Genomic DNA, 24,326 nt, shown 5'->3' on the forward strand with positions numbered 1-24,326 from the left:
AGTTGATCGGGTGAGGTAAACCGGCCCTTGATCATTTTATATTGCAAGCCGGGTTTATTGGCTGTGTATGTCGAGGCAGGTAATACCGCCCTGTTGACCATTAATACGCGGGTAGCAATGCTCCTTCGCCCAGATGGGGTGATCACCCTTGTTTTAAATTCCCGTTTTTCGCCTGCCGGGATAATGATCGTTCCCGGGGTAATGTATTCCAGGTCGGTATCCAGCGGATCGCGGCCGTTCAGGGTATAGTAAATGTGTGCACCCGGCACTACCGTTGTGGGGGCATAGGTAAACCTTTGGCCTATCAGCATCGTGTCTAAAACAGGCAGTGCCGTAGGTACCCGGTAATTGTAGCCCATGGCATCCAGCCTTGCAAAGTGGTTCGCAAGCCTTACCCCGGCAAAATTGTTATAGTTTTTATTTTCGAGCTTGGTCCAGGCTACTTCCGCCAGGGCAAACAGCCGCGGAAAGATCTGGTATTGCAGCTTGGCTACAGTAGGTACATATTCCGTCCATAAATTACCCTGTGTGCCAATTACGTATTTGCGTTCATCCGGTGTAAGTTGGCTAGATACAGGGTCATAATTATAGGTTTCCTGCAACACCGCGTAACGGCCAAAGGATACAGGCTCCTGTGGTGAGGCACTCTGATAATGGTCGAAGTAGTTACCGGTTGTTTGCGGGGTCATGATCACATTATGATGCTGACGGGCAGCAGCAATGCCGCCTTCCTCGCCGGTCCAGCTCATTACGGTGGCATTTGGTGCCAGGCCGCCCTCCAGGATCTCGTCCCAACCAATGATGCTGCGCCCTTTAGCATTGATGAATTTCTCCATCCGCTGTATAAAGTAGCTCTGCACGCCATTCTCATCCTTCAGGTTCTTTTCCTTAATCAGGTTCTGCACAAATGCCGATTCCTTCCAGGGTTGTTTATTGGCTTCATCGCCGCCAATGTGGATATACTTGCTCGGGAAAAGATCCATCACCTCGGTCATTACATTTTCCAAAAAGGTAAAGGTTTCTTCGGTAGGGCAGTAGAGACCATTCAGGCTTCTCGATGGTTTACTGGGATCAGCGGGTTCGCAGCGCAATTCCGGGTAAGCGCGCAAGGCGGCGTCGGAATGCGCGGGCATTTCAATTTCGGGTACTACGTTGATAAACCTGTCGGCCGCAAATTTCACTACCTCACGGATCTGGTCCTGTGTGTAAAAGCCGCCGTAGCTCAGGCTGTCGGGCCAGTCGCGGTTGGTGCCGTACATCGTTTGCTGGCGAAAACCGCCGACTTCCGTTAGCTTTGGGTATTTTTTGATCTCTATGCGCCAGCCCTGGCCATCCACCAAATGCCAATGGAAGGTATTGAGCTTATAGGCTGCCAGCAGCTCTATCACTTTTTTTACCTGTGGCACGGTGAAGAAATGGCGCGATACATCCAGCATCATGCCCCTGTAGCCAAACCTGGGTGCGTCGTCAATGGTAACACAGGGCAATTGTACCGTAGCAGAGGGCTGCACCGGGAACAATTGCATCAGCGTTTGCATTCCATAAAACAGGCCCGCACCCTTACCGGTAATAGTGATTTTTTTTGGGGTGATGGTAAGTTTATAACCTTCTGCGGGTAACAGATCTGCCCCGGCAGCGGTAAGCACTAAGCCGGTGGCTGTTTTACTTTTATGATTGTATTTGCTTATCTTATTTTTAAAATGACCGTTACTTTGCAGGAAATCCAATAAGAACAAAACCGTTCTATCCTTTGGGTTATCTGCCTTAATGGTGGTTGCCGAACTGAAAGTAAATGTCCCTGCAGATTGAATAACCGAGGCAGGGGCAGGGATAATTCCTATATAAGGATCGGTTGCGGGTGCCTGCGCATGCAACTGACCAGCGCCCGCTATGAGCATAACTAATACCTTTAAAGTAATCCGAATAATTTTGTTTTGAGGAATTTTCTCGTTCATTATGAGGTAGATGTAAAATAACAGCCGCCAATTTAAGAATTATGTGTTAACAATTATATTAAGCTATGGTAACAAATACTCTACAAGCTTATCTTTACACCTTTAATAAAAACGCATGTTTGATATTTGTTGCATAGGGCATATTACAATAGATAAAGTAGTTACCACCCGTTCGGTGATGCATATGGCCGGTGGAACGGCCTTTTATTTTTCGCACGCCATGCGTAATATGGATGTGAATTATGGGCTGGTGACGGCCCTTGCCGAAACGGAATTGCAAAGCGTTACGGATCTGCGTGAACTGGGCATAGCGGTAACGGCTTTACCCAGTCAGCACTCTGTTTATTTTGAGAATATTTATGGTGAGAACCAGGATAACCGTACCCAGCGGGTTTTACAGAAAGCGGATGCCTTTAGCATAGCTGACCTGGAAGGGGTGGAGGCCACTATTTTTCATTTAGGGCCCTTGCTTGCAGATGACATGCCTACCGATCTGATTAAAGACCTGTTCAGCCGTGGTAATGTATCGGTAGATGCCCAGGGGTATTTACGTGAGGTGATAGATCAGGGCGTACATGCCATTGACTGGACCGATAAAAAAGAAGCCCTGCAGTATGTAGATATTTTAAAAGTGAACGAACACGAGTTGGAGGTGCTTACCGGGTTTGCCGATATTGAGGAAGGTGCAAAAGTACTGGCCGAATGGGGCGTGAAGGAAGTGGTGATCACATTGGGCAGTATGGGTTCTGTAATTTATGCTGATGATATTTTCACAACAATTCCGCCGTATAAACCAGCAGATATTGTGGATGCTACCGGTTGTGGTGATACCTATATGGCCGGCTATCTATACCGGCGGATAAAGGGCGATAATGTATCAGATTCGGGCAAATTTGCGTCTGCAATGGCAGGTTTGAAGATCGGTAATGCGGGGCCTTTTAAAGGAACGGAAGACGATGTTCACGCAATGATGTTGCGGAAATAATAGTATAGCCGTTGGTTGTATCCAGTTAAATCTGCCCGGTTAATGTTTTGGAGGGTTTTTAATTGAGGGTTAAATCTGTAGAAATCCGACGTGTCCTCCGCACGCATTGACTTAGCGTTTACGCAAACATTATCAGTGGGTTAAATGAGCGAAAAAATTTTCATTTAATTTTCATGTTCGTAAAATATTCCCATATTACTATCGTTATGTATTTAAACAAAAAAACGCTAGCTTATGGGTCAAACCTTTACATCAAATTTTTACGCTGTCAACAACAAAGCTCAGATGAAAGATTCAGATGTGCATGAAAACCTGGACGCGGATGCAATGATATTTTATCATTCCATTCGTGCTGATTTGGATCTCTTGAAAAAGAAACCAAAGCTGCAGACCATTCATCACATCCTTGATTATTCAAAGAGCTTGCGTTAAGCCGCACAGCGTCTCCGAAACTGGTTCATAGATCATGCAGTTTGGCATAAGCCGGCAGTGTGATTTATGAACCTTTCTATTTTTAGCCAACCATCTACCCTTAATCTTACATAGTGGAAATGAAACGATTGTTGTTACTATGCAAAAAATCCAGGATTATTGTACTAACTACAGGCTATTAACTATGCACTTTTAACTAATGCTCAAATCAGAACGTTACAGACACTTTTTAGAATACTTTCAAAAAAACCAGCCTGCCCCGGAGACCGAACTTCATTACAATAGCCCTTATGAGCTGCTGGTAGCTGTTATATTATCGGCCCAGTGTACCGATAAGCGCATCAACCAGGTTACACCAAAACTTTTCGAACGCTTTCCTGACGCTGCTGCACTGGCGGCGTCTGATGCCGACGAGATCTTCAACTATATCCGCAGCGTAAGCTATCCTAATAACAAAGCCAAACATTTGGCTGGTATGGGCAAAATGCTGATGGAGGTTTTCCATGGCGAAGTGCCATCCGGGTTGGATGAGCTGCAAATGCTGCCGGGTGTGGGTCGCAAAACCGCCAATGTCATTGCTTCTGTAGTTTTTGATGCCCCGGCTATTGCGGTAGATACACATGTGTTTAGGGTGGCTAACCGGCTGGGCCTTGTACGTGCGAGTACCCCGCTGGCAGTTGAAAAGCAACTGGTAAAAAACCTGCCCGAAAATACACTGGCCGTGGCGCACCATTGGCTGATATTGCACGGCCGTTACATTTGCGTGGCGCGGAGCCCTAAATGTGAGATCTGCCCGCTAACCTGGTTCTGCAAATACTACGCCCAGCAAAATACCGGCGCCGCCTTGCTAAAGGCCGAAGCACTCAAACTGCGTAAAGTTAAAGATGCCAAAAAGAAAAAAGCGCTCAATATTATGGGGAAAGAATTGGCTAAAAGAGTTGTTGATAAAGATATTTGAAAGCTGGGTACTCATTAGCTAGCTTTACACAAGCCCCGTGCAATGTACAGCAATCTTCTTTTTATGGGGTAATTTGGCAGCGGTAATTAATTAAAAATAAATACTAAAATAATTAGCAAACAAATAAAACATTATTTATATTTGTTTCACGAAAAAAACACAGATGAGCAGCAACACGAACGCAGATAAAATGAAGGCTTTACAGCTTACCCTTGATAAGCTGGAAAAATCATACGGAAAAGGCACCATCATGAAAATGGGTGATGCCGCTATCGAAGCAACAGAAGTTATATCAACCGGCTCTTTGGGTTTGGATATAGCTTTGGGCGTTGGTGGCTTACCTAAAGGCAGGGTAATAGAGATCTACGGACCGGAATCATCCGGTAAAACAACTTTGGCGATCCACGCAATTGCCGAATCGCAGAAGAAAGGCGGCATCGCTGCATTTATTGATGCGGAGCATGCATTTGACAGGTTTTATGCCAAAAAGCTAGGTGTTGATGTAGAGAACTTATTGATCTCTCAGCCGGATAATGGTGAGCAGGCTTTAGAAATTGCCGATAACCTGATCCGCTCTGGTGCTATTGATATATTGGTTATTGACTCCGTTGCTGCATTAGTGCCAAAGGCGGAGATCGAAGGTGAGATGGGTGATTCTAAAATGGGTCTGCATGCACGTTTAATGTCGCAGGCATTACGTAAGCTTACCGGTACCATCAGCAAAACCGGATGCTGCTGTATCTTCATCAACCAGTTGCGCGATAAAATTGGGGTGATGTTCGGTAACCCGGAAACTACTACAGGCGGTAACGCTTTGAAGTTTTACGCTTCTGTACGTTTAGATGTACGCCGTATCTCTCAAATTAAGGATACCGATGAAGTATCAGGTAACCGCGTTAAGGTAAAGATCGTTAAAAACAAAGTAGCGCCTCCGTTCAGAATTGCTGAATTTGATATCATGTTTGGTGAAGGGATTTCCAAAGCCGGCGAAATTATCGACTTAGGTGTAGAATATAACATTATCAAAAAAGCGGGTTCATGGTTTAGCTATGGCGATACCCGCTTGGGGCAGGGCCGTGATGCAGTTAAACAACTGATACTGGATAACCCGGAACTGATGGAAGAACTGGAAGTGAAGATCAGAGCTACCGTAACCGGCGAATCGCTGGCTGAAGCTTAAGGTTTAGCTTACTGGTGATTGTTTTTCACCGCTTATATAATGACAATGCCTTCCCAATGTGGAAGGCATTGTAGTTTAAAGTATTGTGTTATTCGATATTTTGATTTTTTTATATTTGATTAGTGCATTAAAACAAATGGAAATGGAAGAGATAGCAATGAAAGCAGATCTGTTTGATAAAATAAGTCATTTAGAAGGTGAACAGCTACAGCAATTATATGGGCTGGTGCTTAACTATTTAAACGGGCAGGAAGATGAGACAGACTGGGATAAATTACCGGAGTATCAAAAGGAGAGAATAACAGAAAGCTTGAAGCAAGCGGATGAAGGTTTAGGAAGGCCGTTGGATATTGTATTGAAAGATTTAAGGCAAAAGTATGGATTAAATGATTAAAGAAATTATACTTAGCTGAAAGATGTCTTGAAAACGTAGTGATATATCTAACAAATGAGTGGGGCGTTGCTACCGCTAATGATTTTGTAGAACGAGTGGAAAAAGTGTACAAATTTCTTGCTTTATCGCCAACCATTTATCCTTTTGTCAATAAATCTACGAGAGTTCAAAGGTGCATTCTCACCAAACACAATATCTTGTACTTTATAGAATACCAAAATAGAATCATGATTGTTGATGTTTTCGTCACAAGGCAAAATCCCAAGAAACTGTCAGGGAGATTTTAAAAGATTTACTACCTCAACCTATCCGCAGACCTAACCAACTTCTCGTCACGCTGGATTGCTTTAACTGCAAAAATGATAAGGATGATACTAAGCGAGGTAAGAAACAAGCCAACACCCATGTTTTTGTATTCCAGCGTAATAGCGCCAACCACTTTTTTAACGGTTTGAGCCATCCAGAAGCTGTAACCTATCAAGATCAGTATTGCTACATAGCACAAGGTGATCTGCTGCTTACGATTTTTGTAAAGGAAGATCAAGGCCAGCGGAACCAGTGCCGCTATCACCGTAACAATAGTTAAAGCAGTAAAAACTTCTATGTGATTTTCTTGTCCGTTTACTATTTCGTAAACTCCGGTTACCGTTACATTTACCAGTTTGCCGCTCACGTAAATATTATGTGCCAGCGGGAACAGGAACAAGCCGAACATTACGATAGAGGCAAACAGGAGGTATATACTTTGTATTCGTTGTAGCATGTGTATTTTAAAAATTGATTTGCAATTTTGCTGCGCCAAATATAACAGATATCCCGCGCTTATATTTTCAACTTTTGCAACATTTTTAAGGCCTGCAAGCTCGTAACAAAACTTACCTTTGCCCTCGTGTCTGCTCAACAACGTTATTTTATTGAATTGGCTTATGATGGTACCAAATACCATGGCTGGCAGGTGCAGCAAAATGCGGTAAGCGTGCAGGAGCTAATAAACAAAGCACTATCTACTTTATTGCGCCAGGAAATTGAAACCGTAGGCTGCGGCCGGACTGATACCGGCGTACATGCTAAAGAATATTTTTTGCATTTTGCCCCCCAGCCCCCTGAAGGGGGAGCTGAAGATGCATTGCAAAAGTTCCCCCTTCAGGGGGTTAGGGGGCTCAACGCGCTGCTGCCGCATGATATCGCCATCAAACAAATCATTCCTGTTCATCCGGATGCCCACGCGCGTTTTGATGCTACGCTGCGTTCCTATGAATACCATATCCATTTTGATAAGAACCCATTTTTAAACGGGTACTCCTGGTTGCTGCGCGACAGGCCAGACCTGGATAGGATGAACCGGGCGGCGGCAATCGTCATGGAATATACAGATTTTAGCTGTTTCAGTAAATCAAATACCCAGGTTAAAACCAATAATTGTAAAATTGTAAATGCGGTTTGGGAACAAACCGAAAATGGCATTGTATTTAAAATTTCAGCCGATCGTTTTTTGAGAAATATGGTACGCGCAATTGTGGGTACATTATTAATGGTTGGCAAAGGCGATATGCAACCGGAAGACATCCGGAAGATTATAGAAAGTAAAAGCCGAAGCAATGCAGGCATGAGCGTACCGGCCTGCGGCTTGTATTTAACGGAAGTAAAATATCCGTATATGCCCCCAAGCCCCCTGAAGGGTAGGTAAAATTGAAAATTAAATGGCAAAGGATTCAAAAATCGATATAGCAAAAACTCCCACTTCTGGGAGCAAGGCCGCCCCGGCTGCAGGGGCAATTACCGGCAAAGCCTTTGATTGGCATTTGTTGAAACGCATTATGCACTACGTTAAACCATATACATCGGTTTTTGTGGTTGCAGCATTCCTGACTATTTTTTTGGCGGTAATTGCTTTGGCGCAGCCTATCCTCATCCAATTAACCCTGGATAAATACATCCTTGCAAACGATTATAATGGGCTGCTATTTATGGTTGAACTGATGATTGGCCAGCTGATCATACAAACCATAGCACAGTATTACCAAACCTACCTGACCAACTCCCTTGGTCAGTCTGTTATAAAAGATCTGCGGATTGATGTGTTTAACCACGTAACCAGTCTCCGTTTAAAGTATTTCGACCGTACGCCAATTGGAATGCTCATTACCCGCACCGTATCCGACCTGGAAACCATAGCTGATATATTTTCGGAGGGATTGATCTCCATCATGGGCGATATGCTACTGGTGTTTGCGGTGATCGGCTATATGCTTTGGCAGGATTGGAAACTGGCACTCATTACACTTATTCCGATGCCGCTTTTGTTTGCCTCAACCTATGTGTTTAAAGAGGCTATCAAATCATCTTTTCAGGAGGTGCGTACCCAGGTGGCGCAGCTGAACACTTTCCTCGCCGAGCACATCAGCGGGATCAGCATCATCCAGTATTTTTCGCGGGAGGATCAGGAGATGCGGAAGTTCCGCGCGGTGAACCAAAAATACCGCGATGCCAATATCCGGTCTAACTGGTACTATTCCATTTTTTTCCCGGTAGTGGAGATCTTGTTTGCTATTTGTATGGCACTGCTGGTTTGGTACGGATGTAAACGTATCCTCAGCGATGAACAATTACACAGTATCTCAGCATCACCAAACGGTGTTACGCCGGGTGTAATAACGGGTTTTATTGTATTGTTAAACATGCTTTTCCGCCCCATCCGCCAGCTGGCCGATAAATTCAATACCCTCCAAATGGGTATGGTGGGGGCCGACCGGATCTTTAAAGTGTTGGATACCGACGAGGTAGCCACCGACGATGGTAAACTTGCCCCTGCTGTTCTGCAAGGCGACATTGAGTTTAAAAATGTTTGGTTTGCTTATAACGATGAGAACTGGGTATTGAAAGATATCAATTTCCATATAAAACCCGGTGAAACGCTGGCACTCGTGGGCGCAACCGGCGCTGGTAAATCATCCACCATCAACATCCTTAACCGCTTTTATGATATCGGCAAGGGTACAGTAAAAGTAGATGGGCACGACATTCGTGAGTATGAAGTGGATTACTTGCGGTCGCGGATTGCAACGGTGATACAAGATGTGTTTTTATTTACAGATACCATCGGCAACAACATCAGTCTGAACAATACCAATATTACCCGGGAAGAAATCATTAAGGCAGCGAAAGATGTAGGGGCGCATGAGTTTATTGAGCGTTTACCGGGAGGCTATGATTACAATGTGATGGAACGCGGTGCAACACTTTCCGCAGGGCAGGCCCAACTCATCTCCTTTATCCGTGCGCTGGTATATAACCCGGCCATTTTAGTACTGGATGAAGCAACGTCATCGGTGGATACCGAGACAGAATTACTGATTCAGCATGCTATCAACAAATTGATGCAGGGCCGTACAGCCATAGTGATTGCGCACCGTTTATCTACCATTCAAAATGCGGATAAGATCATTGTGCTGGATCACGGAGAGATCAAAGAAATGGGTACCCACCAAGAATTGCTGCGGATAGAAGGCGGCTATTACCGCAAACTCTACGATCTGCAATTTAATTCAGCGGGTATCGCCAAATCGATATAAACACTATTTGGATTCCAATCCCCGTGCGTCATCATCAGCGGCATCCGGCTGATCTTCTTTCGGTGCTTCCTTATTAGGGCTTACAGGTTGTTCCTCGTTTTCGTACCTTTTAGCTATGTTCTCCTGTTGGGGTTCATCTGCATGGTACTCTTTGTCCTCTTTTTTCACCACGCTCTCGCGGCCGTTGTCCGCAGGCCTTTCGGTTGGCGTGTCAGATGGAGATGGTTTGCTGTGGTTGTTTGCTGGCGTTGTCATAATGGTACAACAGGGCCGGGTGAATTTTGTTGAGCTACCCAACCCTAAATCCTGTTATTAATTGACAATCAGGAAACGGATAAGATTATTGGTTGATCTAATTTTAGGCTTTTAGCAATCATAGCCGTTCGTTAATAATTGTTAATTATACGGCATAAACTTTTACCTTTAGGGCAGGTTTGCTATTTTCGCAAATTGTTATGCGATGTGAATTAGATAGTTTATCTCAATTTTCAAATTTCACATCTCAAATCTAAAACAGTATGGAAGAATTTGAAGTAAGCGAATCGGCAAAGAAAACGAAAACGATATACATATCTACCGTTTTCGGGATTGCCATGGTGCTGTTAATGATAGGGTTGCTTGGCTTAATATTAGTGAAAGCTAATAAATTATCCCGTTACGTGAAGGAAAATATTGTACTTAACATTTTTATGGACGACGCCGCACACGAAACCGATGTGCTGCAGTTTCAAAAGCAGCTGGATGCTAACATAATGGTAAAGCAAACCCAGTATGTAAGTAAAGAATTGGCTGCCCGTAACCTTCAAAAAGATTTAGGCGAAGATTTTGTGAAGTTCCTGGGTTATAACCCGCTGTCACAATCGCTGGATGTATACCTGAAAGCCGACTATGCAAACAATGCAGGGATCGATAAGTTCAAGGCAGAATTGCTGAAGAATCCCCTGGTGAAAGAAGTGAAATATCAGCAATCACTGGTAGATCAAATGAACCAGAACTTGAAATCAATCGTACTGGTGATCCTGGCCTTTGCCGGTATTTTTGTGGTGCTGTCTGTAGCATTGATCAACAATACCATCAGACTGGCTATTTATTCGCAGCGTTTTTTAATTAAATCTATGCAGCTGGTAGGCGCAACCAAAGGCTTTATCCGGAAACCATTTTTACTATACGGCATCTGGCACGGGCTGTTAGGCGGTCTGATTGCCGTACTAATTTTGATAGGAACGTTATATTTAGCGTACCAACAGATACCGGATTTGGTAATTCTACAGGATTACACCCAATTTGGTATTGTATTTTTGGGCGTAATTGGGTTAGGGATGTTCATGTCGGCAGTGAGTACTTTCCTGGCGGTGAACAAATTCCTTCGCTTAAAAATATACGACCTGTACCGGTAGTAATAAATTCATTTGTAATTGCAAAATCGCTAATTCACTAAATCGCTAATTCACTCATTAAAATATATGGCATTGCAATCAAAACCGGCCGCCCCGGTTAAAACAACCACCCCATTAAAGTCACAGCCGCTAGGTACTACCACACCCGTGCAGTTTGTGTTTGGCAAAGAAAATTACCGCTGGTTAATTATCGCTATTGCCGTTGTAGCCTTCGGGTTTGTGCTGATGAGCGGAACCACCGATATTTACAGTACTACAAAAATTGTTATAGCGCCTATAGTGGTGCTGGCAGGTTTTGGTTTAGGTTTTTACGCCATCCTTAAAAAGCCAGCCGCTAAAGCATGAATTTAATACATGTAATTATCCTGGCAATAATTGAAGGCATTACCGAGTTTTTGCCGGTGTCATCAACCGGGCACATGATCATTGCCTCATCTATAATGGGTATTGCAACAGAAGATTTTGTAAAACTCTTCACGGTGGCAATTCAACTGGGGGCCATCCTCTCTGTAGTGGTTTTGTATTACAAAAGATTCTTACAGTCACTGGATTTTTATGCCAAGCTGATCGTCGCCTTTATACCAGCCGCAGTTTTCGGATTGCTTTTTAGTAAAAAGATAGATGCTTTATTAGAAAGCGCTTTAACGGTAGGGATTACGCTCTTCATCGGCGGTATTTTTCTTTTGTTTGTTGATAAGCTTTTTAATGAAGGACAGGTTAAAGAAGAAAAGAAAGTTGATTACTTAACTGCTTTGAAAATTGGTTTTTTCCAATGCCTGGCAATGATTCCGGGAGTTTCGCGTTCTGCTGCAACCATCGTTGGTGGTATGTCGCAAAAGCTTACCCGCAAAGCAGCTGCCGAATTTTCGTTCTTTTTAGCTGTACCAACCATGTTTGCCGCTACCGCGAAAAAACTTTTAGACTTTTATAAAGAGGGCCACACCATCACCAGTCAGCAATGGCAGTTTTTGGCAGTTGGGAACGTCGTGGCGTTCATAGTAGCTATGCTGGCTATTAAAACCTTTATTACCTTTTTAGAAAAGCGGGGCTTCCAGTTATTTGGCTGGTACCGTATTTTAGTAGGTGGGGTGATCATTATCCTATATTTGAGCGGACATAACCTTCAGGTGCTTTAACAGCCTTGAACAACATATTAAACAGCGGCAAAGTAGAATTGCCGCTGTTTTTGTTTGCAGCCGCTTCCAGCGTACTCCGCTAAATTCCCGGCTATAAAAATCTTACCTTTGCCGCTTAAATTTTAGTTTTGAGCAAGCACTTTACCAACATACAGGAATTTGCAGATGGCCAGCTGTTACTGGTTAACAAGCCCTACAAGTGGACCAGCTTTGATGTGGTGGGCAAAATTCGCAACGCATTTAAGCCGCTAAAACTGAAGGTTGGCCACGCAGGTACGCTGGATCCTTTAGCTACCGGTTTGCTCATCATCTGCACCGGTAAAATGACCAAGCAGATCGATACCTTCCAGGCAGAGGAAAAAGAATATACCGGCACCATGGTACTGGGTGCAACAACGCCCACTTATGATCTGGAAAGTGAGCCGGAAAATATTCTGGATGTCGGCCATTTAAGTGGTGAGGAAATTAAAGCGGCTTGTGCCACGTTCACTGGCGACATACAACAATACCCCCCTGCCCATTCGGCCATAAAAATTGACGGCGAACGCCTTTACGAAAAAGCCCGCCGGGGCGAAGAAGTAGAGCTCCGCTTAAGAAATGTCACCATCTCTGAATTTGAGATTACCCGGATAGAACTGCCCGAAGTTGATTTCCGGGTGGTATGCAGTAAAGGCACTTATATCCGGTCGTTAGTAAACGATTTTGGCGCGGCGCTAAAAGCGGGCGCATACTTGTCCAGGCTCCGCCGTACCCGCAGTGGCAACTATCGGATTGAGGATGCCCACGAAGTGATGGAATTAGTGACTACCATTAGGGAGCTGAAATCTGTCGGCCCGGCAGGTGAGGTATCTATAATTGGTGAGTAAAAAAATGAAAAGCATTCTGCATTCTGCTATCTCCTTTTAACTTTGTGAACACTACTATGAAGATATATAGTCACATAGACGAATTTGCGCCGGTAAGCAATGCCGTGGTTACCATCGGCACCTTTGATGGGGTCCATATTGGGCATCGTAAAATTATCGCACGCCTCAAAGAATTGGCCGTGGCTACCGGTGGCGAAACGGTTATTCTTACCTTTTTTCCGCATCCGCGGATGATTTTGCATCCCGAAGACGAGAACATTAAGCTGATCACTACGATAAATGAAAAGGCAGAATTGCTGGAGCAGCTAGGCATAGATCATCTGATCATCACCCCGTTTTCCCGCGATTTCAGTAACCAATCCGCAGAGGACTATATCCGCGATGTACTGGTGAACAAGATTGGCACCAAAACTATTGTGATCGGGTACGATCATCGTTTCGGTAAGGACAGGCAGGGCGGGTTGAACGATCTGCTTCATCTGGCGCCGCGATATAATTTTGACGTATTGGAGATTCCCGAGCAAGACATTAATGATGTTGCCATCAGTTCTACCCGCATTCGCGCCGCTTTGCTTGACGGAAATATTTATATAGCCAATGAGTGTTTAGGCTATCCGTTTTTCATCACCGGTAAGGTAATCCGGGGCGACCAGATAGGCCGGACACTCGGCTACCCAACGGCCAACCTGATGCTGGAAGAGCATTATAAATTGATCCCTTCGGATGGGATTTATGCGGTAAGGGTAAAGGTTGAAGGCCTGGAGTATAACGGCATGGCCTATATCGGTCACCGGCCCACGGTAAATGGCATGACGCGTAACATTGAGGTAAATATTTTTGATTTCAATAGCGACATCTATAACCAACAATTACGGATGGAATTCCTTCATTTTGTTCGCGAAGATATTCGTTTTTCATCGTTGGATGAGTTGGTTGTTCAACTAGGAAAGGATAAGAACGATGTGCAATTGCTGCTGGCTTTAGATGATCCGCAATTGAACACCTAGTGACCTTTTTCCGGGTGGGTAACGCATGTTTAACGCGTAGTCAAATTCATGCGTGTTAATTAAAATTAAATAGCGAAATTCGGTTTGGCTCAATTCCTACAATTGGCTGCATCTGTAACCTATGGCTAAACTAAACGTGGATCGGCAGGAAAGCGAATTTCTAAATAATACCATCGCTCACTGGGAGAAAAACAACCTGCTCGACTCCGGGCAGGCCGAAAAGCTACGCACCAGCTATGAGGTAAAAGGTTTCGACTGGATGCGGCTGGCCAAGTATTCATTTTGGGTTGCGCTTATTTGCGGGGCGGTAGCCGTTGGCTCTTTAATTGTTGATGACGCCGTGATCAACTGGATCAAAAAACTTTATGATACCCCCGATATCGTCATCAGCATAATCTCTGCAGCCATGGCGGTAGGTTTATTTTACCTTGGCCGCAAAGCAGAGAAACGCTATCCCGAAAAAGTTTTCAGCAACGAGGCGGTGAGCTTTACCGGCGTGCTATCTACGGCATGTTCTATTGCTTACCTGGGTAAAACTTTTGATAACGGCTCAGGGCATTATTCGTTACTCTTCCTTATATCAGTTTTCGTTTACGGGTTTTTAGCCTGGAAAATGGGCTCCCGGCTCATTTGGCTGTTTGCGCTGGTATCGCTGGGCAGCTGGTTCGGTACCGAAACGGGTTACCAGACCAATTGGGCGCTTTACTTTTTCGGAATGAATTATCCGCTGCGCTTTGTATTGTTCGGTTTATTGCTGGTGGGTGCCTGTTTCCTGCTCAAAAACAAAAAGTGGTTCGGCTATTTTTGGGAGCTTACCTATGTAGTGGGGATGCTGTACCTGTTCATGTCGCTTTGGCTCTTGAGTATCTTTGGTAATTACGGCAGCCTGGATGCCTGGTGGCATATCACGCAGATTAGTTTATTTTACTGGGGCATCATATCTGCTTTGGTTGCAGTCGGTTTCCTGCTTTATGGCTTAAAATACAACGATACCATTGCCCGCGAGTTCGGCGTTACTTTTTTAATTATTTTCCTGTATACCAAATACTTCGAATATCTGTGGGATCATACCAATAAAACGCTTTTTTTCGGGATTTTGGGTTTATCTTTCTGGCTGATAGGGCGCAAGGCAGAAAAGATCTGGAATATTAGAAGCCCCCCAACCCCCTGAAAGGGGAGCTTTTGATAGGCAACTCTATTACTAAGCTAGCGATTCTGTTAGTTTAGTACCTAACAGGTTTATCTACCATACAAAGGCAGATGAAAAAGTTCCCCTTCAGGGGGTTAGGGAGCTCTTAAAAAATACCAGATAGATCTGCTTAAAAATATGGTAAGCTGCAAAGCCAAAGAAAAGGATGGCGATAGCGGTATCGATAACCCTGGTGCTGAGCGCAAATCGCTTTTGAAGAAATTTTGCAAACCTGGCATAAAGGAATAAGGCAATGAAAGCACCTGCCGCCGAGCCTATGCTGAAAAAAATAAGATCTACAGGTCCGTCATCTATCCATTCATGCGTTATCAGATAAGTGCCCGTGATCATCCAGAAAGGGATTTGCATCGGGTTAAGAAAACCCAGAAGGATTCCATATTTAATGCTGGCATGTTCGGAATAAGTGGTTTTTGGAGGCTTATTGCGGTTCATCCAGGTTACGGTGCCCAAAACGCCGAAAAGCACTACCATTACCCAATCGATCACCGTATCCAGCTTCACCTGGGCAGACAGCCACTTGGCTCCCAGCATTACCACAAACGTAAAGAAAAACTCCACGCAGGAAAATGCGATGATAAACTGCAGGGCCTGTTTTATCCCCCGGTTTATGGTGATCTGTACCAGTGTAAGGTTGATATTGCCCGGAGGTATATAGCCAATAAAGTTGGCGATAACTCCGGCAAGTAGGGTTAGGAATATCATTGCGATAAAGATAATACTTTAATGATCAATTAAGATTAAGTCTAAAAAAGTAGCAGGAGTATCATTTGATAACCGTAAGATTTACGATTGCACGCTTTAACCCCATAATTCGCATATTTGCAAATCTGTAATCTGCACAGCCAAAACATGTCTAAAAGAATAATATCACTGCTTCCCGCCGCTACCGAAATAGTTTGTGCCTTAGGTTTAGAAGAAAGCCTGGTGGGCCGCTCGCATGAGTGTGATTACCCAGAATCGGTAAAAGTACTGCCGGTATGTTCCGAAGCGAATTTTCCGGATGGGATGAGCAGTGCCGATATTGACATTAAAGTAAAAGAGATCCTGGCAAATGCTTTATCGGTATATACCGTAAAGCGTGAGCTGATCAAAACATTAGATCCCGATGTGGTAATCACCCAGGCGCAGTGCGAAGTTTGCGCCGTATCACTGCAGGAGGTGGAAGCCGCGCTTGAAGATTACCTGGATAAATCGGCTGCTGTTATTTCACTACAGCCAAACAGCCTGACGGAAATTTACGAGAACATAGCAACCGTAGCTAAAGCGATTGATGCTACCCCTGCGGGTGAGCAATTGATTGAAGATCTGGAAGAAAGGGTAGATATCATTCGCCATAAGCTCAAATTTATTGAGGATAAACCAAAAGTTGCGTGTATAGAGTGGCTGGAGCCGATGATGCTTTCCGGGAATTGGGTGCCCGAGCTGGTCAGCATAGCTGGCGGCGTATCCATCCTTACACAAGCAGGTTCGCATTCGCCATATGTCAATTGGGAGGAGATCCGGCTGGAGAACCCGGATATTATAATTCTGATGCCTTGCGGCTTTCCGATAGAACGCACCATGCGCGAGATTGATCTGCTTTTGCAATTGCCAGGTTTCAGCGAGTTAAAAGCCGTAAAGAATAACCGTGTTTACATTGCCGACGGTAGCCAATACTTTAACCGCCCCGGCCCTAGAATTGTAGACTCCATTGAGATCCTGGCCGAGATCATCAATCCAAAGCAATTTATATTTGGTTACGAAGGGGAGGGGTGGATCAAGTTTGCACTTTAACGACTATTTTAAAAAGTGAGCTCCACATTTTAAAGCGATAAATAATTATATTTACGGTTCTCAACCTGAAAATAATTTTTTATGCGCCGTATACTTACTCCTCTGCTGGTTCTGCTTGCTTTAGTTCAATCTGTAACCGCGCTGGCTGCAGATCAGCCTAAATTTAATGCACATGATCTGTATATCACCTGGGAGGTTGTAGATAACAACTATCAAAATAAGCAGCAAGCTTTAACGGCGCTCATCATCACCAATAAAAGCAAAATCGCGTTTCCCGCTGGCGGCTGGAAGTTTTACTTCAACTCATCGCGGGATTTTTTACCCAACGCGGCAAGCGGTAACGCTTCCATAGTGCACATCAACGGCGATGTTTACAGCATCAACCCCACTGCACAATTTAGCCAAATCACGCCGGGGGAGAGCGTAAGGATAGAATACGTATGCGAATCGCCTGTGGTTAACTTTACCGATGCCATTGAAGGCCCTTATTTGGTTTGGGATGCCGACCCGGAGAAAGGTTATGCGCTCGGTGATTTTATCGTAAAACCTTATACCCCGCATTACCAGGGATTGATCACACCCGAGATCCTTTTTAATCAAAATAAAATTGTACAGGATATCCCGGCAGATAAATTGCAAAAGATCATCCCAACGCCGGTAAGTTACCAGGAAACAGGTGGTACGTTCAACCTAAGCAGCACGGTGGGTATGGTTTATGAGCCCGCATTCAACAAAGAAACTAACGGCCTATTTGCCGATCTGGAAAAGCTCTTCGGTAAAAAAGTAACCGGCAAAGGCAATATAGCTGGCAAAGGTATTTTAATTGCTAAAGACCCGGGCTTAGGCGCAGAAGCCTATCAACTGCAGGTAACGCCAGATAAGATCACCATCAAAGCTTCGACTACGGCTGGGATCTATTATGGTATCCAGTCGCTAAAAACATTGATCCCAGCTTCCGCATGGCTAAAATCTCAGTCATCTGTACAAATACCCTGCGTGGATGTAACCGATGAGCCGCGTTTCCCTTATCGTGCGGTGATGCTGGATGTGGCCCGCAATTTCCAGCCAAAGAAACAGGTGCTTAAACTGATTGAACTGATGTCGCTTTATAAGCTCAATACGCTGCACATGCACCTTACTGATGATGAGGGCTGGCGGATAGAGATCCCGTCGTTACCCGAGCTAACGGCTATCGGTTCAAAACGCGGCCATACGCTGGATAGTAAAACACATTTACCTGCTTCACATGGTTCCGGGCCGGATTTTACAAATACAGCAGGCACGGGTTTTTACACTAAAGCAGACTATATCGAGATTCTGAAATATGCTACTGATCGCCACATCACCGTGCTGCCCGAGATTGAAACGCCCGGCCATGCCCGTGCATCCATCAAAGCTATGGATGCCCGTTATCAACGCTTAATGGCCGCAGGTGATAAAGCTGGTGCGGAGCGTAATTTGCTGCGCGATCTGAACGATAAATCCGACTACCATTCGGTTCAATACTGGAATGATAACGTGATCGATGTATCGCTGCCATCAACTTATAACTATATCGAAACCGTAGTTGGCGACCTGTTAGGTATGTACAAAGAGGCTAATGCCCCATTGCCTGCTATACATTTTGGGGGCGACGAAGTGCCGGCACATGTTTGGGAGCGATCACCTGCTTATTTGGCATTAAAAGCTACACACCCCGAAATCAAAAACACCGGCGACCTGTGGTACTACTTCTATGGCAGGGTGAACGATATTTTGAAGAAACGAAACATAACCCTTTCAGGCTGGGAAGAAATGGCTTTGCGCAAAACGTTAGTTGACGGCCAAAACGCTTACGTGCCCAACCCGCAATTTGTAAACGAGGGTATGCAGGTGGATGTGTGGAACAACGTATTAGGCGATGGGCAGGAAGACCTGGCTTACCGTTTGGCTAACGGCGGCTACAAGGTGGTGCTTACCTGCGTTACTAACTTATACTTTGATATGGCCAACTACAAATCTTTCGATGAACCGGGATATTATTGGGGCGCTTATTTGGGGATAGATAAATTCTTCTCTTTTATCCCGTACGATTACTTTAAAAATGCGGATGTTGATAAAAATGGCTTACCGATCAACCGGAACCTGTTCATTGGCAAACAACGGCTGACAGACTATGGCAAGCAAAATATCATTGGCCTGCAGGGTGCGTTGTGGAGCGAAACCGTAAAAACACCGGAGCGCATGGATTATATGATGTTTCCCAAATTGATCGGACTGGCAGAGCGTGCCTGGGCAAAAGATCCATCATGGGCTACCGAACGCGATACTGCCAAAGCAAGAGTTTTATACAACGACGATTGGAGCAAATTCCTCAATATCCTGGGCAAACGTGAACTACCGCGACTGGCCTACTTTAACGGTGGCTACAGTTTCCGCATCCCGAAACCAGGCGTTATTGAGCAGGATGGCAAATACATCAGCAATATTCAATACCCCGGGCTCACTATCCGCTATACGAACGATGGCACAGAGCCAACAGCCGGCAGCAAAGTTTACACCAAACCGGTGGATGCCAAAGGCATAGTTAAGTTCCGTGCGTTTGATGCAAAGGGAAGAGGCGGTAATGTTGCAGAAGGTACCATGGAAACACCGAAGCCTGCTATATAGGTGTAGCAATAGCCAATGTATGATGTCAAAGGTCTCGTCTCTAACTTAAACAGGCGTCATTTTACCGTTTATCAAAATTTATAAATTACTTCAACTCCACCTTTTTCTCACCGGCATTAACACCTTTGATGAATTTGATTAACCCCTGCATATAGGTTTGCTGGTCATCGTACATGCTCATATGGCTGCCGTTTTCACAATAAAGATAGCTGCCGTTTTGAAACTGGGTAGCCATCCATTCCATGTGTTTAGGGTCCATGGTATCATATTTACCACCGATACTTAAGGCAGGTACCGTTAAGTTTTTGATCTCTTTTGTGCGATCCCACTTTTCCAGTTTACCGGAGATGCCAAATTCGCTCGGCCCCTGCATCGTAACGTATAACGATTCATTTTCTTTGGCTAAGGAGCGGGTGATCGGCTCCGGCCATTTATCTGCCGGAAAACGGATAATGTGTTTTTCGTAAAAGTTTGGCACCAGCAGGCCCATATATTCAGGGTTCTTAAAGTCCTTTTTGGCTTCTATATCCCTAATGCGCGCTAAAACTTTTGGGTCGAATTGTTTGGCCAGTACCTGGTTAGCGTACTTGCCATATTCAGGGCAGCTCACCATCATATTGGAGATGATCAGCCCCTTTAAGTGTTGCTGGTACTTCAGCGCATATTCGGTAGCCAGTATCCCGCCCCATGAATGCCCTAGCAGGTAAAAGTTGTCTTTATCCAGATGCAGCGCCTGCCTTACCTGTTCTACTTCCTCCACATATCGCGGTAGGCTCCACATGGAAGTGTCCTTTGGGTTATCAGAGTTACCGCAGCCGAGCTGATCGTAGTAGATCAATTCGATGCCTTTAGCTGGTAGATAGCTTTCCATACACTCAAAGTATTCATGGGTAAGGCCCGGGCCGCCGTTTAACAACAGCAATTTCATTGTGGGGTTATTGCCCAGCTTTTTTGTCCAAACTTTAAACTTGCCTTTTGGGGTAGTAATGGTTACCATTTGTATGCCTCCGGTTTTGGGCAAAGCTGTGGTATCTTTAAAATAATCGGCAAGAGTTGGCTCTTCGTACTGTTTGGCAGCCGGACTAACACAGGCAGAGATGAATGCGGCTGCTAAAATCAGGGCAGATAGGATAACGGTTTTTAATTTCATGATTAAAGGGCTGATAAACAAATCTAATAAAATTTAAGCCATAGTTGATTCCCTCTGCGCCTTTGAGAAGCGCACTTGATGAATTTTTTATCCATTTCTTACTCCCGGAAACTAAGGTTGTTGCCATGGCCATTAACCATGCCCATGGATTAAAACCCTATCCCCAACCCCGCGTAGTAATTTCTTAAAGGCGATGGGTTATAGTACCTGCTGCCGATCGCGTTCAGATCATTCCCTAAGCTGTACTTTTTATTCAGCAGGTTGTCGCCTCCAACATAAATCTCCAGGCGTGTTTTATGAAGCCGGTGTTGCCAAGATGCTTTGGCTTGCAACAGGTGATAGCTACCTGCATAAACCGAATTTGCATCATTTAACGGGATTTTTGATGTATAGTTATGCTGAACAAAAAGCGACAGGCTCTGAGGGAATAAAAACTGCAGCGATGATACCAGCACCTCGCGCGGTACGCCCGTAAGTCTGTTGCCCGTATAGCTTGCTCCGGCTACATTATAATCCCTGAAGTTGAAGCGGCTAATGCTTACGGAAGTATTGAATTGCAGTCCGCGCAGAAAATGCGTACTGTTTTGGCGGATGAGCCAATTGGTAAAGGCCAGCTCAAAACCCGGTTGTTTTGTGCCACCGGCATTAATATAGTATTCTGTTTCGTTAGGATTTAACTGCCGAACAATGGCGTTGCTGATCCGGTAGTAAAACACAGATGCATCCAGCAACATAGTTTGATCCTGGTTCCTCAGGCGGAAACCGGTTTCGTAATTCCAGCCAAATTGTGCCTGCAGGGCTGTATTTACGATGTTGTCGGTAGGCCTTACTTCTCCTGTGGTAGGGGTGGAGTAGCCCCGGCTTACCGATGCCCTCCAAATAAAATCATTTGTGATCTGGTAAGAAAGTGCCAATCTCGGCATTAATTGCGCACTAAAATCGCGGGTAGTAAAATCGGCTTCGCTGAGTGGCGCAATATTACGGAAGTTATAATGATAGTAGTTTAAACTCACCGCTGCTTCGGCGTGTAACCGTTTAAAGATATCGGCTGCATACCTGGCAAAGAAGAAATGCTGGTTGGTATTGATCTTGTCTATCTTTTGCACATTACCCTTTTCGCCCTTGTTGTTATCGTAATTACTGATGAGCGAATTGGTTTGCTGCCATTCCAGCCCAACGTTCAGCTTGCCATCAAAATTAGGCGATGCTGTACCCGCAAATTCAAAATAAGTGCGCAGGCCGTAAGTGTTTTCCTTACGTTGTTCGTAATTAGTGATAAACGGATTGGCAAAATCTACATGGTTGCCAAAAACAGACAAAACATTCCTTACGCCATCGGTTAGTTGGGCATCATTTGTCAGGCCACCTAAAAGCATTTTAGTGTTGATGCGAATCTTTTGATCAATTGCACCCGGCAGGGTTTTAGTAGCCAGCCTGGCGGAGCGGGGATCGGCCTGCGTCTGGGCAAGGGTTAAACCACCGGGTGTTTGATAGTCCAGATCTGAGTACAAGGCCGTAGCACGCAATTCGCTGTGTTTTGCATATTGGTAGGCATCACCAGCCTGTAAATAAACACGGTGCATCCGGCTGTTTTGGCGATATCCATCATAGTTTTGGTAGGATTGATTAAAATTGAAACGGTTATGCACACCAGCCTTTTGCAGCGAAATCTTCTCATGGAACAGGCCGTAGGACCCGCCGTTAATGCCTGCGGTGAAGTAAGTGCTATCAAACTTGCTTGCCGGATTAAGCAGGGCAACCCCGCCGCTGTTGGCGCCGAACAAGCTGCCGTCGGGGCCTTTTAAAATTTCAATATGGCGGATGTTGCCAATATCTATGGCATTGAGATAGGTATTGCCGCCTGCATCCGTAAGGGGGATCTCATCAAAATAAACCTTTACATCCCTTACACCAAAAGGCGAACGAAGCAAACTGCCCCGGATAGATAAACGGTAACTGCCCGGCGAACGTTCTTCAGCGCGGATGCCGGGGATGGTATTCAATGCGGTAACAAAGGAGTTATCAGGCTGGAGCCTTAGCTGGGCAGCGCTTAGTACCGCTACAGAAGCCGGTACGCGTAGTAATGGCTGATCAGAAAGATAGGCCTTTACCGTAACGGATTGCAATTTGGTTACCGTATCCTTTTTGGTAAGTGGTTTGTTTTGGGCAATGACATTAACCGTTAGCATGGAAACGGTAAAAAAGACAAGTAGATGTTTGTTCATAGAGACTATTAAACAAAAATAGCCCTTTAAATGGCAAAGGGCTATTTTCTGTAAAGATTTAAAATGATATTTATCTCGCTGCTACCCGCCAGATGCGGTTACTGGCATCATCAGCTACCAACAAGGCACCATCTTTATTAACGGTGACGCCTACCGGTCGGCCATAAACTTCCTGCTTAGCCGAATCGGCCATAAAACCAGTCAAGAAATCTTCCATTTGGGCACCTGCTTTGTTATTGCTGAAAGGCAAAAACGTAACCTTGTATCCGGATAATGTAGATCGGTTCCATGAGCCGTGCTGGCCTATAAATGCGCCGCCATTGTATTTGGCCGGGAATTTTTTGCCATCGTAAAAAGCCAGTCCCAATGATGCGGTATGCGCACCCAGGGCAAAATCCGGGGTGATGGTTTTCTTTACCATATCCGGCCGTTTTACTTTAAGGCGGGGATCCTCATGCTGGCCGAAATAAGCCCATGGCCAGCCATAAAAACCACCCTCTTTAACGCTGGTCAGGTAATCCGGAACCAGTTCATCACCCAGCTCATCCCGCTCGTTAACTACAGTGTACAATAGATCTGTGCCCGGCTGCAGGGCAATACCAACCGGGTTGCGCAGGCCGCTTGCATAGATCCGTTCGCCGCTGCCATCTGGGTTGATCTCTAGAATATCTGCACGTCGCTTTTCTACTTCCAGGCCCTTTTCTGCTATATTGGTGCCGGAGCCTACTGATATGAAAATTTTGGTTCCATCGGCATTTGCCAAAATATTACGGGTCCAATGGTTATTATAGCCGCCTGCGGGCAAGGCTAAAATCATTTTGCCCACGCCGTCAATTTTGGTTTGGCCGGTTTTATAATCATATTTCCAAAGTCCGTCGGTATTCGCCACGTAAAACGAATTGCCGATGATCAGCATCCCGTAGGGTTGGTTTTGCCCGGTAAGAAAAACAGTTTTCAGATCTGGCTTGCCGTCTCCGTCAGCATCGCGCAGCAATGTAATGCGGTTGGCGCTTTTGCCTAGATTTTGCGAACCAGCCGCACCAATGATTTTGGCACCTATTTTTTTGACGCCCTTCATTTCCGTATTAGCTTCCGAAATCAAAATATCACCATTAGGAGCGATATAGATATTTCGCGGATTGGCGAGGCTGTCTGCAAACAGTGTTACGCTAAAACCCGCTGGTGCAACGGGCGTTTTACCTGCGGGCCAGCCTATTACTTTGCTATAATTACGTGCAGATTTTGTTTCAAATGGAGCGGGAAGGTCAACAGTTTGTTTGGCCGTTGTAAGTGTGCTGTCCTGTTTGCTCAGGTCGGCTTTGGGCTGGTTTTGGGAGCAAGCCGATAGGGCCGTCGCTACTAATGCCAGGTATGTTAAGTTAGTTTTCATCAGGATGTTATTCATTTTATCAAAATAACCTGAATTATCGCCTTTTT

General features: G+C 45.0%; 21 protein-coding genes and 1 pseudogene. 15 read left to right on the forward strand and 7 right to left on the reverse strand.

Annotated features, from left to right (window positions below):
* Positions 1–86: 86 nt before the first annotated feature.
* Positions 87–1,898 (reverse strand): annotated as a pseudogene (locus A0256_07740) (beta-N-acetylhexosaminidase).
* 172 nt (positions 1,899–2,070) lie between these two features.
* Between A0256_07740 and A0256_07745 the strand changes: the two are divergent.
* The 5 genes from A0256_07745 (at position 2,071) to A0256_07765 (ending at position 5,904) form a co-directional block, all read left to right on the forward strand.
* Positions 2,071–2,940: a ribokinase gene (locus A0256_07745; GenBank protein ID AMR31324.1), complete on the forward strand. Its 870-nt coding sequence runs from the start codon at positions 2,071–2,073 to the stop codon at positions 2,938–2,940.
* Positions 2,941–3,174: 234 nt separating this feature from the next.
* Entirely contained in the window at positions 3,175–3,372 is a 198-nt protein-coding gene (locus A0256_07750) for a hypothetical protein (GenBank protein AMR31325.1), read from the forward strand.
* A gap of 199 nt (positions 3,373–3,571) precedes the next feature.
* Entirely contained in the window at positions 3,572–4,330 is a 759-nt protein-coding gene (locus tag A0256_07755; GenBank protein AMR31326.1) for an endonuclease III, read from the forward strand.
* A 163-nt stretch (positions 4,331–4,493) separates the two neighbouring features.
* Positions 4,494–5,510: a DNA recombination/repair protein RecA gene (locus A0256_07760; GenBank protein AMR31327.1), complete on the forward strand. Its 1,017-nt coding sequence runs from the start codon at positions 4,494–4,496 to the stop codon at positions 5,508–5,510.
* 136 nt (positions 5,511–5,646) lie between these two features.
* Positions 5,647–5,904, forward strand: a complete 258-nt coding sequence (locus A0256_07765; protein ID AMR31328.1) for a hypothetical protein — start codon at positions 5,647–5,649, stop codon at positions 5,902–5,904.
* 295 nt (positions 5,905–6,199) lie between these two features.
* Here the strand turns inward: A0256_07765 and A0256_07770 are convergent, their stop codons facing one another.
* Positions 6,200–6,667, reverse strand: coding sequence for a hypothetical protein (locus A0256_07770; protein ID AMR31329.1), 468 nt, complete (start codon positions 6,665–6,667; stop codon positions 6,200–6,202).
* Between the two features lie 126 nt (positions 6,668–6,793).
* Between A0256_07770 and A0256_07775 the strand changes: the two genes are divergently transcribed.
* Both A0256_07775 and A0256_07780 read left to right on the forward strand, forming a co-directional pair.
* Positions 6,794–7,591: a tRNA pseudouridine(38,39,40) synthase TruA gene (locus A0256_07775; protein AMR31330.1), complete on the forward strand. Its 798-nt coding sequence runs from the start codon at positions 6,794–6,796 to the stop codon at positions 7,589–7,591.
* A gap of 130 nt (positions 7,592–7,721) precedes the next feature.
* Positions 7,722–9,476 carry an antibiotic ABC transporter ATP-binding protein gene (locus tag A0256_07780; GenBank protein AMR34470.1) on the forward strand — a complete coding sequence of 585 codons (1,755 nt, stop codon included), beginning with the start codon at positions 7,722–7,724 and terminating at the stop codon, positions 9,474–9,476.
* A 3-nt stretch (positions 9,477–9,479) separates the two neighbouring features.
* Here the strand turns inward: A0256_07780 and A0256_07785 are convergent, their stop codons facing one another.
* Entirely contained in the window at positions 9,480–9,731 is a 252-nt protein-coding gene (locus tag A0256_07785) for a hypothetical protein (protein ID AMR31331.1), read from the reverse strand.
* A 263-nt stretch (positions 9,732–9,994) separates the two neighbouring features.
* On the opposite strand from A0256_07785, the gene A0256_07790 reads away from it, so the two are divergent.
* From A0256_07790 to A0256_07815, 6 genes are all read left to right on the forward strand, one after another.
* Positions 9,995–10,873 (forward strand): cell division protein FtsX, encoded by an 879-nt coding sequence (locus A0256_07790; protein ID AMR31332.1) that lies wholly within the window; start codon positions 9,995–9,997, stop codon positions 10,871–10,873.
* 147 nt (positions 10,874–11,020) lie between these two features.
* Positions 11,021–11,218 (forward strand): hypothetical protein, encoded by a 198-nt coding sequence (locus A0256_07795; GenBank protein ID AMR34471.1) that lies wholly within the window; start codon positions 11,021–11,023, stop codon positions 11,216–11,218.
* On the forward strand, positions 11,215–12,009 hold the full coding sequence (locus tag A0256_07800) for a UDP-diphosphatase (GenBank protein AMR31333.1): 795 nt from the start codon (positions 11,215–11,217) through the stop codon (positions 12,007–12,009). Before A0256_07795 ends, A0256_07800 begins: the two co-directional genes overlap by 4 nt.
* A 128-nt stretch (positions 12,010–12,137) precedes the next feature.
* A complete protein-coding gene (locus tag A0256_07805; GenBank protein ID AMR31334.1) occupies positions 12,138–12,875 on the forward strand; it encodes a tRNA pseudouridine(55) synthase in 738 nt (245 codons plus the stop codon).
* Between the two features lie 56 nt (positions 12,876–12,931).
* A complete protein-coding gene (locus tag A0256_07810; protein ID AMR31335.1) occupies positions 12,932–13,882 on the forward strand; it encodes a riboflavin biosynthesis protein RibF in 951 nt (316 codons plus the stop codon).
* A 121-nt stretch (positions 13,883–14,003) separates the two neighbouring features.
* Positions 14,004–15,053 carry a hypothetical protein gene (locus A0256_07815; GenBank protein AMR31336.1) on the forward strand — a complete coding sequence of 350 codons (1,050 nt, stop codon included), beginning with the start codon at positions 14,004–14,006 and terminating at the stop codon, positions 15,051–15,053.
* Between the two features lie 105 nt (positions 15,054–15,158).
* Here the strand turns inward: A0256_07815 and A0256_07820 are convergent, their stop codons facing one another.
* Positions 15,159–15,794, reverse strand: a complete 636-nt coding sequence (locus A0256_07820; protein AMR31337.1) for a lysine transporter LysE — start codon at positions 15,792–15,794, stop codon at positions 15,159–15,161.
* A gap of 147 nt (positions 15,795–15,941) precedes the next feature.
* Between A0256_07820 and A0256_07825 the strand changes: the two genes are divergently transcribed.
* Both A0256_07825 and A0256_07830 read left to right on the forward strand, forming a co-directional pair.
* On the forward strand, positions 15,942–16,865 hold the full coding sequence (locus A0256_07825; protein AMR31338.1) for a cobalamin-binding protein: 924 nt from the start codon (positions 15,942–15,944) through the stop codon (positions 16,863–16,865).
* A gap of 81 nt (positions 16,866–16,946) precedes the next feature.
* On the forward strand, positions 16,947–19,514 hold the full coding sequence (locus A0256_07830; GenBank protein ID AMR31339.1) for a beta-N-acetylhexosaminidase: 2,568 nt from the start codon (positions 16,947–16,949) through the stop codon (positions 19,512–19,514).
* 85 nt (positions 19,515–19,599) lie between these two features.
* Here the strand turns inward: A0256_07830 and A0256_07835 are convergent, their stop codons facing one another.
* The 3 genes from A0256_07835 to A0256_07845 all read right to left on the reverse strand — a co-directional run bounded on the left by A0256_07835 (position 19,600) and on the right by A0256_07845 (position 24,279).
* Positions 19,600–20,664 (reverse strand): proline iminopeptidase, encoded by a 1,065-nt coding sequence (locus A0256_07835; GenBank protein ID AMR31340.1) that lies wholly within the window; start codon positions 20,662–20,664, stop codon positions 19,600–19,602.
* 149 nt (positions 20,665–20,813) lie between these two features.
* Positions 20,814–22,889, reverse strand: a complete 2,076-nt coding sequence (locus A0256_07840) for a TonB-dependent receptor (protein ID AMR31341.1) — start codon at positions 22,887–22,889, stop codon at positions 20,814–20,816.
* A 70-nt stretch (positions 22,890–22,959) separates the two neighbouring features.
* A complete protein-coding gene (locus A0256_07845) occupies positions 22,960–24,279 on the reverse strand; it encodes an L-sorbosone dehydrogenase (protein ID AMR34472.1) in 1,320 nt (439 codons plus the stop codon).
* Positions 24,280–24,326 lie beyond the last annotated feature (47 nt).

Origin of the sequence: Mucilaginibacter sp. PAMC 26640 (genome assembly GCA_001596135.1) — a bacterium.
GTDB lineage: Bacteria > Bacteroidota > Bacteroidia > Sphingobacteriales > Sphingobacteriaceae > Mucilaginibacter.

Excerpts from the sequence above, each read along its gene's own strand:
- A0256_07745 (AMR31324.1), top strand. The coding sequence starts at position 2,071 with ATGTTTGATATTTGTTGCATAGGGCATATTACAATAGATAAAGTAGTT.
- A0256_07750 (AMR31325.1), top strand. The coding sequence starts at position 3,175 with ATGGGTCAAACCTTTACATCAAATTTTTACGCTGTCAACAACAAAGCT.
- A0256_07755 (AMR31326.1), top strand. The coding sequence starts at position 3,572 with ATGCTCAAATCAGAACGTTACAGACACTTTTTAGAATACTTTCAAAAA.
- A0256_07760 (AMR31327.1), top strand. The coding sequence starts at position 4,494 with ATGAGCAGCAACACGAACGCAGATAAAATGAAGGCTTTACAGCTTACC.
- A0256_07765 (AMR31328.1), top strand. The coding sequence starts at position 5,647 with ATGGAAATGGAAGAGATAGCAATGAAAGCAGATCTGTTTGATAAAATA.
- A0256_07770 (AMR31329.1), bottom strand. The coding sequence starts at position 6,667 with ATGCTACAACGAATACAAAGTATATACCTCCTGTTTGCCTCTATCGTA.
- A0256_07780 (AMR34470.1), top strand. The coding sequence starts at position 7,722 with ATGCACTACGTTAAACCATATACATCGGTTTTTGTGGTTGCAGCATTC.
- A0256_07785 (AMR31331.1), bottom strand. The coding sequence starts at position 9,731 with ATGACAACGCCAGCAAACAACCACAGCAAACCATCTCCATCTGACACG.
- A0256_07790 (AMR31332.1), top strand. The coding sequence starts at position 9,995 with ATGGAAGAATTTGAAGTAAGCGAATCGGCAAAGAAAACGAAAACGATA.
- A0256_07800 (AMR31333.1), top strand. The coding sequence starts at position 11,215 with ATGAATTTAATACATGTAATTATCCTGGCAATAATTGAAGGCATTACC.
- A0256_07810 (AMR31335.1), top strand. The coding sequence starts at position 12,932 with ATGAAGATATATAGTCACATAGACGAATTTGCGCCGGTAAGCAATGCC.
- A0256_07815 (AMR31336.1), top strand. The coding sequence starts at position 14,004 with ATGGCTAAACTAAACGTGGATCGGCAGGAAAGCGAATTTCTAAATAAT.
- A0256_07820 (AMR31337.1), bottom strand. The coding sequence starts at position 15,794 with ATGATATTCCTAACCCTACTTGCCGGAGTTATCGCCAACTTTATTGGC.
- A0256_07825 (AMR31338.1), top strand. The coding sequence starts at position 15,942 with ATGTCTAAAAGAATAATATCACTGCTTCCCGCCGCTACCGAAATAGTT.
- A0256_07830 (AMR31339.1), top strand. The coding sequence starts at position 16,947 with ATGCGCCGTATACTTACTCCTCTGCTGGTTCTGCTTGCTTTAGTTCAA.
- A0256_07835 (AMR31340.1), bottom strand. The coding sequence starts at position 20,664 with ATGAAATTAAAAACCGTTATCCTATCTGCCCTGATTTTAGCAGCCGCA.
- A0256_07840 (AMR31341.1), bottom strand. The coding sequence starts at position 22,889 with ATGAACAAACATCTACTTGTCTTTTTTACCGTTTCCATGCTAACGGTT.
- A0256_07845 (AMR34472.1), bottom strand. The coding sequence starts at position 24,279 with ATGAAAACTAACTTAACATACCTGGCATTAGTAGCGACGGCCCTATCG.